This is a genomic window from Streptomyces sp. NPDC058646 (genome assembly GCF_042716875.1).
Taxonomy (GTDB): Bacteria; Actinomycetota; Actinomycetes; order Streptomycetales; family Streptomycetaceae; genus Streptomyces.
The window spans coordinates 297,023-305,058 of record NZ_JBHXRK010000005.1 but is presented as its reverse complement, the minus strand read 5'-3'; the positions used below and the strand labels follow the sequence as shown (position 1 = coordinate 305,058).

8 protein-coding genes are annotated in these 8,036 nt (G+C 73.0%); 3 read left to right on the top strand and 5 right to left on the bottom strand.

Annotated elements, in window-relative coordinates:
- The 3 genes from ACFWUZ_RS09320 to dhaK form a co-directional block, all read right to left on the bottom strand.
- Positions 1-507: STAS domain-containing protein (locus tag ACFWUZ_RS09320; protein WP_384369663.1), on the bottom strand; the 507-nt coding region annotated here is incomplete at its 3' end.
- 63 nt (positions 508-570) lie between these two features.
- On the bottom strand, positions 571-1,011 hold the full coding sequence (locus tag ACFWUZ_RS09315) for a hypothetical protein (protein WP_384369660.1): 441 nt from the start codon (positions 1,009-1,011) through the stop codon (positions 571-573).
- Between the two features lie 154 nt (positions 1,012-1,165).
- Positions 1,166-2,170: a dihydroxyacetone kinase subunit DhaK gene (gene dhaK, locus ACFWUZ_RS09310; protein ID WP_384369657.1), complete on the bottom strand. Its 1,005-nt coding sequence runs from the start codon at positions 2,168-2,170 to the stop codon at positions 1,166-1,168.
- A gap of 339 nt (positions 2,171-2,509) precedes the next feature.
- Between dhaK and ACFWUZ_RS09305 the strand changes: the two genes are divergently transcribed.
- From ACFWUZ_RS09305 to ACFWUZ_RS09295, 3 genes are all read left to right on the top strand, one after another.
- Complete coding sequence (locus tag ACFWUZ_RS09305) at positions 2,510-3,358, top strand: MIP/aquaporin family protein (RefSeq protein WP_384369654.1); 849 nt, start codon at positions 2,510-2,512, stop codon at positions 3,356-3,358.
- 81 nt (positions 3,359-3,439) lie between these two features.
- Complete coding sequence (gene glpK, locus ACFWUZ_RS09300; protein WP_384369651.1) at positions 3,440-4,957, top strand: glycerol kinase GlpK; 1,518 nt, start codon at positions 3,440-3,442, stop codon at positions 4,955-4,957.
- A 69-nt stretch (positions 4,958-5,026) separates the two neighbouring features.
- Positions 5,027-6,739: a glycerol-3-phosphate dehydrogenase/oxidase gene (locus ACFWUZ_RS09295; protein ID WP_384369648.1), complete on the top strand. Its 1,713-nt coding sequence runs from the start codon at positions 5,027-5,029 to the stop codon at positions 6,737-6,739.
- 51 nt (positions 6,740-6,790) lie between these two features.
- On the opposite strand, the gene ACFWUZ_RS09290 is transcribed toward ACFWUZ_RS09295, so the two are convergent.
- Together ACFWUZ_RS09290 and ACFWUZ_RS09285 are read right to left on the bottom strand one after the other, a co-directional pair.
- Positions 6,791-7,114: a hypothetical protein gene (locus ACFWUZ_RS09290; protein WP_384369645.1), complete on the bottom strand. Its 324-nt coding sequence runs from the start codon at positions 7,112-7,114 to the stop codon at positions 6,791-6,793.
- Between the two features lie 121 nt (positions 7,115-7,235).
- The gene (locus ACFWUZ_RS09285) at positions 7,236-7,781 is read right to left on the bottom strand and encodes a hemerythrin domain-containing protein (protein ID WP_384369642.1); all 546 of its coding nucleotides are present in this window, start codon (positions 7,779-7,781) and stop codon (positions 7,236-7,238) included.
- Between the last annotated feature and the right edge of the window lie 255 nt (positions 7,782-8,036).

Sequence of the window (8,036 nt, the reverse complement as noted above, 5' to 3'; positions counted from 1 at the left end):
GGCCGGACGCCGGGGGGCGGGCGGCCCTCGTGCGCGGCCCCCCCGGGGGGGGGGCGCCCCGGGGGGGGGGGGGGGGGGGCCCCCGCCCGGCCCCCCCGCTTCGACGTCGGGCGTGAGGCGCAGCACCCCCGCTGCGCCGCTGATCTCCAGCAGCCGGCGCAGCTGAGGGGGGAGGGGGCCCGCCACCGTGAACCGGGGGATCCGGTGATGGGCCTGGACGAGGAGCCGGAGCAGACCGGAGTCGGCATAACTGACTCCGGAGACGTCGATGATGGTCCGTGCGGCCCGGGAGGCCCGGGCCTCGTCCAGGGCCCGGCGGAACGGTGCCACGGTCCCGCCGTCGAACTCCCCGGCGAGGACGAGGACGAGGGCGCCGTCCCCACGGTCGGGCAGCCGGGTCACGCCGGCCCCGCTGAGCGAACCCGCCAGCCAGGAGGCATAGCTCGGCCGGCGTCCCCGCCGGGGACGCCCGGGCCGGGCGGAGCGGAAGGGGAACGGGAAGCGCATGGTGGACCGCCTGTCGTCGGCACTGCGCGGACCGGCCGGGAGGCCCGCGGGAGAACGACCGCGTCAGCGGTGAGCGGCCCGGTGGCCGAACCAGTGACCCCGGCGGCGCGGGGCTCCGGACACCGGAGCGGCCGTGTCGGCGCCGGCGCGGGTGTCGTCGCGGGCGTCGCGGGTGTCGTCGCGTTGTGCGACCGGCTCGTCCCGCTCACGGTCGACAACGGCGGCCTGGCGGCGTGAGGTGCCGAGTTCCCGGCGGGCCCGGGCGGAACGACGAGCAGAACGGCGGGCGCCGGCCATGACCAGGGCCAGGCCGAGCAGAGCGCCGCCGCCCACCACGATCCCGGCCAGGAAGAGATCTCCGGTCGAGCCGGTGACGTCGTAGCCGAAAACAGAGAAATCGCCGCGGGTGCCGAGAGCGTGACCGGCTCCCATGTTGCCGAATATTCCGGCCACGCCCACGACGACAGCGGCTATCAGGATGATGAGCCCGAGGATGAGAATCATGGGATCGCTCCTTGGATCCGCGCCCGGGCAATCCGCCGGACACGGCTGGCGCCTACCCGGGCGGTGGGACGCCAAGCGAAATCGCGGGACGTCATCTCCGGCGTTCCCGGCCGGCCGCCTGCAGGGGGACGGGGACGGGACCTTCGCCGTCCGCTCAGCGCCCCCAGCGCAGCGCGGCCGTCTGCACCGGCGCGTCCCACAGCCGCAGCAGTTCCTCGTCGGCACGGCACAGCGTCACCGAGCAGCCCGCCATGTCCAGCGAGGTGACGTAGTTCCCGACGAGGGCCCGCGCCACGGGCACGCCCCGCTCCGCCAGCACCCGGGCGACCTCCGCGTGGAAGCCGTACAGCTCCAGCAGCGGGGTCGCGCCCATCCCGTTGACCAGGGCCAGCACCGGCCCGTCGGCCGGAGCCACCTGCGCGAGGTCCTCCAGGACGGCGCCCACCGCCATGTCCGCGATCTCCGCGGCCGGCATCATGGCGCGACGCTCCCGCCCGGGCTCGCCGTGGATCCCGATCCCCAGCTCCAGCTCCCCGTCGGGCAGGTCGAAGGTGGGGCTGCCCTTGGCCGGTGTGGTGCAGGCGCTCAGCGCCACGCCGAAGCTGCGCGAGGCCTCGTTGACCCGCCGCGCGACCGCGGCGACCTGCTCCAGCGGGGCACCCTCCTCGGCCAGGGCCCCGGCGATCTTCTCGACGAAGAGCGTGGCCCCCGTGCCGCGGCGACCGGCGGTGTAGAGGCTGTCGGTCACGGCGACGTCGTCGTTCACCAGGACGCGCTCGACCCGGACGCCGTCCTCCTCGGCGAGTTCGGCGGCCATGTCGAAGTTCAGCACGTCCCCCGTGTAGTTCTTGACGACGAACAACACCCCCTGCCCGCCGTCCACGGCCTTGGCGGCCCGCACCATCTGATCGGGCACGGGCGAGGTGAACACCTCGCCCGGACAGGCGGCCGACAGCATTCCGGGGCCGACGAAGCCGGCGTGCAGGGGCTCGTGACCGGAGCCGCCGCCCGACACCAGACCGACCCGTCCGCCCTCCCGGGCGTCCCGCCGGACGACGACCCGGGCCTCGGCGTCCACGTCCAGTTCCGGGTGGGCCGCGGCCAGCCCCCGCAGGGCGTCGGCGACCACGGTCTGCGGACTGTTGATCAGCATCTTCATCGTGTGCCTCCCGGTCGGACCCGGCGGGCGGGCGGTCCGCGGCCGTCACGGAGCGCCGCCCGCAGGCGTGCGCACCCGCGATGCACGCCGCAGCGCGATGCACGCCCTACGGACAGTGTGCCGTCACGCCCCGGCCGCCCGCGAGGACGGGCGCGCCCGGGGGAGACGAGAGGGCGGAAAGCCCGGAGACCTCAGAGCCCGGAGCGGCAGGCCCGGAGACCGGCCGGAGCACTGCGCGGGATCGTCCCCGCTTTCGCTTCAGGGCGACCCGTCCTACCGTCGAACAGGGGACTCGGGGCTGTCGAAGCCGGTCTTCGGGCCGGCGGGAAGCGGGAACCCATGACTGAGCGGCTCAAGCGATCGGGGCTGGTCGGCGAGCTCTCCGCCGAATTCGCCGGCACCATGATCCTCATCCTCTTCGGTTGCGGTGTCGTGGCCCAGGTGGTCGCCGGCGGAGCCCTGACGGACCCGGCGGGCGGCCTCGGCAACCACGACAGCATCGCCTGGGCCTGGGGTCTCGGCGTGACCCTGGGCGTCTACGTCGCGGCGCGGCTGAGCGGTGCGCACCTCAATCCCGCGGTGACCCTCGCCCTGGCGGCGTTCAAGGGGTTCCCGTGGAGCAAGGTGGCCCCCTACGCGCTGGCCCAGACGGCGGGAGCGTTCGTGGCGGCCCTCATCGTCCGCTGGAACTACACCGAGGCACTGGCCAAGGCCGACCCCGGCCACACCATCAAGACGCAAGGCGTCTTCTCCACCCTCCCGTCCAACGGGAACACGAACCTGCCGGTCACCGAGTGGGGCGCGCTGCGCGACCAGATCATCGGCACCGCGCTCCTGCTCCTGCTGATCCTCGCGGTCACGGACCTGCTCAACACGCCGCCCGGCGCCAACCTGGCCCCCTTCATCGTCGGCCTGATCGTCGTGGCCATCGGCATGGCCTGGGGCACCAACGCCGGGTACGCCATCAACCCCGCCCGTGACTTCGGGCCCCGACTGGCCAGCTTCTTCACCGGATACGGCGGGGCGTGGCGGGACCAGTACGGGCACTTCTACTTCTGGGTGCCGATCGTCGGCCCGCTGATCGGCGGTCTGCTGGGAGCGGGACTCTACAAGTTCTTCATCGGCAGGTTCCTGCCGACCGCCGAACCGGAGCCCCCCGGACGGGTACCGGCACCGGACGAGAGCTGACCGGATCCGGGACGGGTGCGGTACGGCCCGTCCCGCACGGCACTCCCCACAGGCGGGCATTCCCAAGAGGAGGCGGCACCCATGCCTGACTTCGTCGGCGCAGTGGACCAGGGGACCACGAGCACCCGTTTCATGATCTTCGACCATGCCGGCAACGAGGTGGCGAGGCACCAGCTGGAGCACTCCCAGATCCTCCCGCGCTCGGGGTGGGTCGAACACGACCCGGTGGAGATCTGGGAACGCACCAACTCCGTGATCCAGAACGCCCTCCGGCACGGCAACCTCGCCGCCACCGACCTGGCGGCCGTCGGCATCACCAACCAGCGCGAGACGACCGTCGTCTGGGACCCCCGCACCGGTCGCCCGTACTACAACGCCATCGTCTGGCAGGACACCCGGACCGACTCCATCGCCGCGGCCCTCGAACGGGGCGGCCAGGGCGACGTCATCCGCCGCAAGGCGGGGCTGCCGCCGGCCACCTACTTCTCCGGCGGCAAGATCCAGTGGATCCTGGACAACGTCGACGGGGTCCGGGAGGCCGCCGAGCAGGGCCACGCCTACTTCGGGAACACCGACTGCTGGGTGCTGTGGAACCTCACCGGCGGCCCCGACGGCGGCATCCACGCCACCGACGTGACCAACGCCAGCCGCACCATGCTCATGGACCTGGAGACCCTCGACTGGGACGACGAACTGCTCGGCTTCTTCGGCATCCCCCGTTCGATGCTGCCCACCATCAACCCGTCCTCCCACCCGGAGGCCTTCGGACAGACCCGCACCTCCCGGCCGCTGCGGGAGGCCGTCCCCATCACCGGAGTCCTCGGCGACCAGCAGGCGGCCACCGTCGGCCAGGTCTGCTACGCCCCCGGCGAGGCCAAGAACACGTACGGGACCGGCAACTTCCTGGTCCTCAACACCGGCACCGAACTCGTCCGCTCCCAGCACGGCCTGCTCACCACCGTGGCCTACCAGTTCGGCGACAGCCCGGTGGTGTACGCGCTGGAGGGCTCCATCGCCGTCACCGGCTCCGCCGTGCAATGGCTCCGCGACCAGCTGAAGATCATCAGTGACGCCGCCGAGAGCGAGCGGCTGGCCCGTACCGTCGAGGACAGCGGCGGCATCTACTTCGTGCCCGCCTTCTCCGGCCTGTTCGCCCCGTACTGGCGCTCCGACGCCCGCGGCGCGATCGTCGGCCTCGCCCGGTACCACGACGGCGGCCACCTGGCGCGGGCCACCCTGGAGGCCATCTGCTACCAGACCCGGGACGTGGTCGAAGCCATGGAACAGGACTCCGGCGTCCACCTCGACGTGCTGAAGGTCGACGGCGGCGTCACGGCCAACGACCTGTGCATGCAGATCCAGGCCGATGTCCTCGGCGTACCGGTCAGCCGTCCCGTCGTCGCCGAGACCACCGCTCTCGGCGCCGCCTACGCGGCCGGTCTCGCCACCGGATTCTGGCGGGACACGGACGAACTGCGCACCCATTGGCAGGAGTCCCGGCGCTGGGACCCCCAGTGGTCCGAGGACCGGCGCGCCGAAGGGTACGAGGGCTGGAAGCGGGCGGTGGAACGCACCCTCGACTGGACCAAGGTCGAATAGACGCGGCCGCGGGCGTCCGGACGGACCCCCAGGGGCAACCGTCCGCGCCCGCCCTACCAGGAGAAGACCATGGCCGATCCGGTTGCCCTCTCACCCCGGGCCCGCGCCCGGGCCCTCGCCCTCATGGGAGAGGGCGAACTCGACGTCCTCGTCGTCGGGGGCGGCGTCGTCGGCACCGGCGCGGCCCTGGACGCCGCCACCCGGGGCCTGAGCGTCGGACTCGTCGAAGCCCGCGACTGGGCCTCGGGCACCTCCAGCCGCTCCAGCAAACTCATCCACGGCGGCCTGCGCTACCTGGAGATGCTCGACTTCCGCCTCGTGGCCGAAGCCCTCAGGGAACGCGGCCTCCTCCTCCAGCTGCTCGCCCCGCACCTCGTCCGCCCGGTCCCGTTCCTCTACCCGCTGCAACACCGGGTCCGGGAGCGCCCGTACGTCGGCGCCGGCGTCCTGCTGTACGACGCGATGGCCACGGCCTCCGGCACCTCCCGGGGCCTGCCCCGCCACCGCCACCTGAGCAGGCGCAGGGCCCTGCGGGAGGCGCCCGCGCTGCGCTCCGACGCCCTCGTCGGCGCCGTCCAGTACTGGGACGCCCAGGTGGACGACGCCCGGCACACCCTGTTCCTCGCCCGTACCGCCGTCTCCTACGGAGCACTGGCGGCCAACCGCACCCGCGTCAGCCGCTTCCTGCGCCAGGGCGAACGGGTGGTCGGCGCCGTCGTCACGGACCTGGAGAGCGGCGACGAGACACACGTGCGGGCCAAGCAGGTCATCAACGCGACCGGTGTGTGGACGGACGACACCCAGGCGATGGCAGGGACCCGCGGCCAGTTCCACGTCCGCGCCTCCAAGGGCGTCCACCTGCTCGTCCCGCGCGACCGGATCAACTCCCGCACCGGGCTCATCCTGCGCACCGAGAAGAGCGTGCTGTTCGTCATCCCCTGGGGACGGCACTGGATCATCGGCACCACCGACACCGACTGGACGCTCGACAAGGCCCACCCCGCCCTCAGCTCCAAGGACGTCACCTACCTGCTGGACCACGTCAACAGCGTCCTGACCACCCCGCTGGTCCCCGAGGACGTCGAGGGCGTCTACGCGGGCCTGCGGCCCCTCCTCTCGGGCGAAGCGGCGGAGACCAGCAAGCTGTCCCGGGAGCACCTCGTCGCGCACCCGGTGCCCGGCCTCGTCGTCGTGGCCGGCGGCAAGTACACCACCTACCGGGTGATGGCCCGCGACGCCGTCGACGAGGCGGCCCGCGGCCTGGACGAGAAGGTCCCCGACTGCATCACGCACCGCGTGCCGCTGCTCGGCGCCGACGGGTACCCGGCCCTGTGGAACTCCCGGCACCGACTCGCCGCGCAGTCGGGACTCCACGTCGCCCGCATCGAACACCTCCTGAACCGCTACGGCTCCCTGGTGCCCGAACTCCTCGCCCTGGTGGCGGCCGACCCCTCGCTCGGCGAGGCGCTGCCCAGCTCCGACGACTACCTGAGGGTCGAGGCCGTGTACGCGGTGACCCACGAGGGAGCCCGCCACGTGGAGGACGTCCTCGCCCGGCGTACCCGGATCTCCATCGAGTCCTGGGACCGCGGGGTGGACGCGGCGCCCACCGTGGCCGCACTGATGGCCCCCCACCTGGGGTGGGACCGCGCGCACCAGGAGCGCGAGATCGACTACTACCTCAAGCGCGTGGCCGCCGAACGCGAAGCGCAGCAGCAGCCGGACGACCGGACCGCCGACGCGGTGCGGCTCGGCGCCCCCGACATCATCCCGGTGAACTGAACGGCCGCACTCCGGCGGCCGTCCGGTCCACGGGCACCGGCGCGGGCGCGCTCAGTCGGACTGCTCCGCCAGTTCCAGGGCGATGTGCTGGAGGATCTCCTGCGCGGCGCCCTCCCGGCCGGATTCCTCGTCGTAGGCGTCGGCGACGGCCTCGAAGGCCAGCACGAAGCCGTTGACCAGTTCGCTCCACGGTCCGGACAGCTGGTCCAGCATGGCGCGGGCGACCTCCGTCGGGTCCGCTCCGGCCGGGACGAGGAACGTGGAGGGCGTCACCTCGCCGCACAGGCCGGACACGTAGTCCGAGCCGACACCGCTGCGCAGGCCGGTCAGGACCGCGATGGCCTTCAGTTTGATCTCGTTGTCGCCGGAGATCACGGTGCCTCCTCCGAAAGGTCCTGCCGCTCAGTGTGAGCGCCTGCCCCCGCCCCGCCCTGCCAAACCGCGACCGGACGCGACCCGGTGCCGCCCCGTGCCGGGTCCGGCACGCCGGCCCCGCCTATCGGCCGCGGCCCGTGACGAGCTCCCGGGCCCGTTCCACCAGGCCCGGGCCCGGGGTGGGGCGGCGGCCGGAAGGCGGGGAGCCGGGGCGGGGCGGGCTGGGGGCGCGGCGCTTCACCCGCCGGACGTCGTCGCCCAGTGCGTCCAGGGTCTCCTGCGGACAGGCCTGCCGCAGCCGCGGGAAGAGGTTCTCCTCCGCGTCCCAGACGTGTGCGGTGATCTCGGCCTTCAGTCCCGCGACGAGCCGGTCGCGGTCGGGCCCGGCGGCGTCGATCCCTTCGAGGTCCTTGAGGATCCTCTCGACCCGGCCGTGGTCGGCGAGCCCCTTGTCGGCGACGAGGTCGCCGTCCGGGAGATGCTCCCGGACCACCGGGTAGAGGTGCTCCTCCTCGGCGACCGCGTGCCGGACGAGCTCGATCGTCAGCTGCTCGGCCGCCGTCAGCCGTGCGGCTGCATACGGGGTGCGCTCGATGACGCCGAACAGGTCGTCCACTTCGCGGTGGTCCGCGGTCAGCTCGGCGATGAGGTCGCCTCCGTGTCCCATGGCGCAACTCCGTTCCGTCGTGGATCAGCGACCGGCGCGGATGCCGGCTCCTGCGCGCGTACCCGGTGTCATGCGGACGTAACGGTCCGTCCCGGGCCGCTCACCCGAACCCGGTCGAGCGTCCGTGTGAAGGCCAGGGGGAGGGGGACCGGAAAGGGCGGGGTGGGCATCGAGCTGCCAAGCTGTAGAACGAGGAGAAGCAGCGGAACATCGAGGACCGCTCGACGACCCGGCCGCTGAACCTCCGGTCGCATC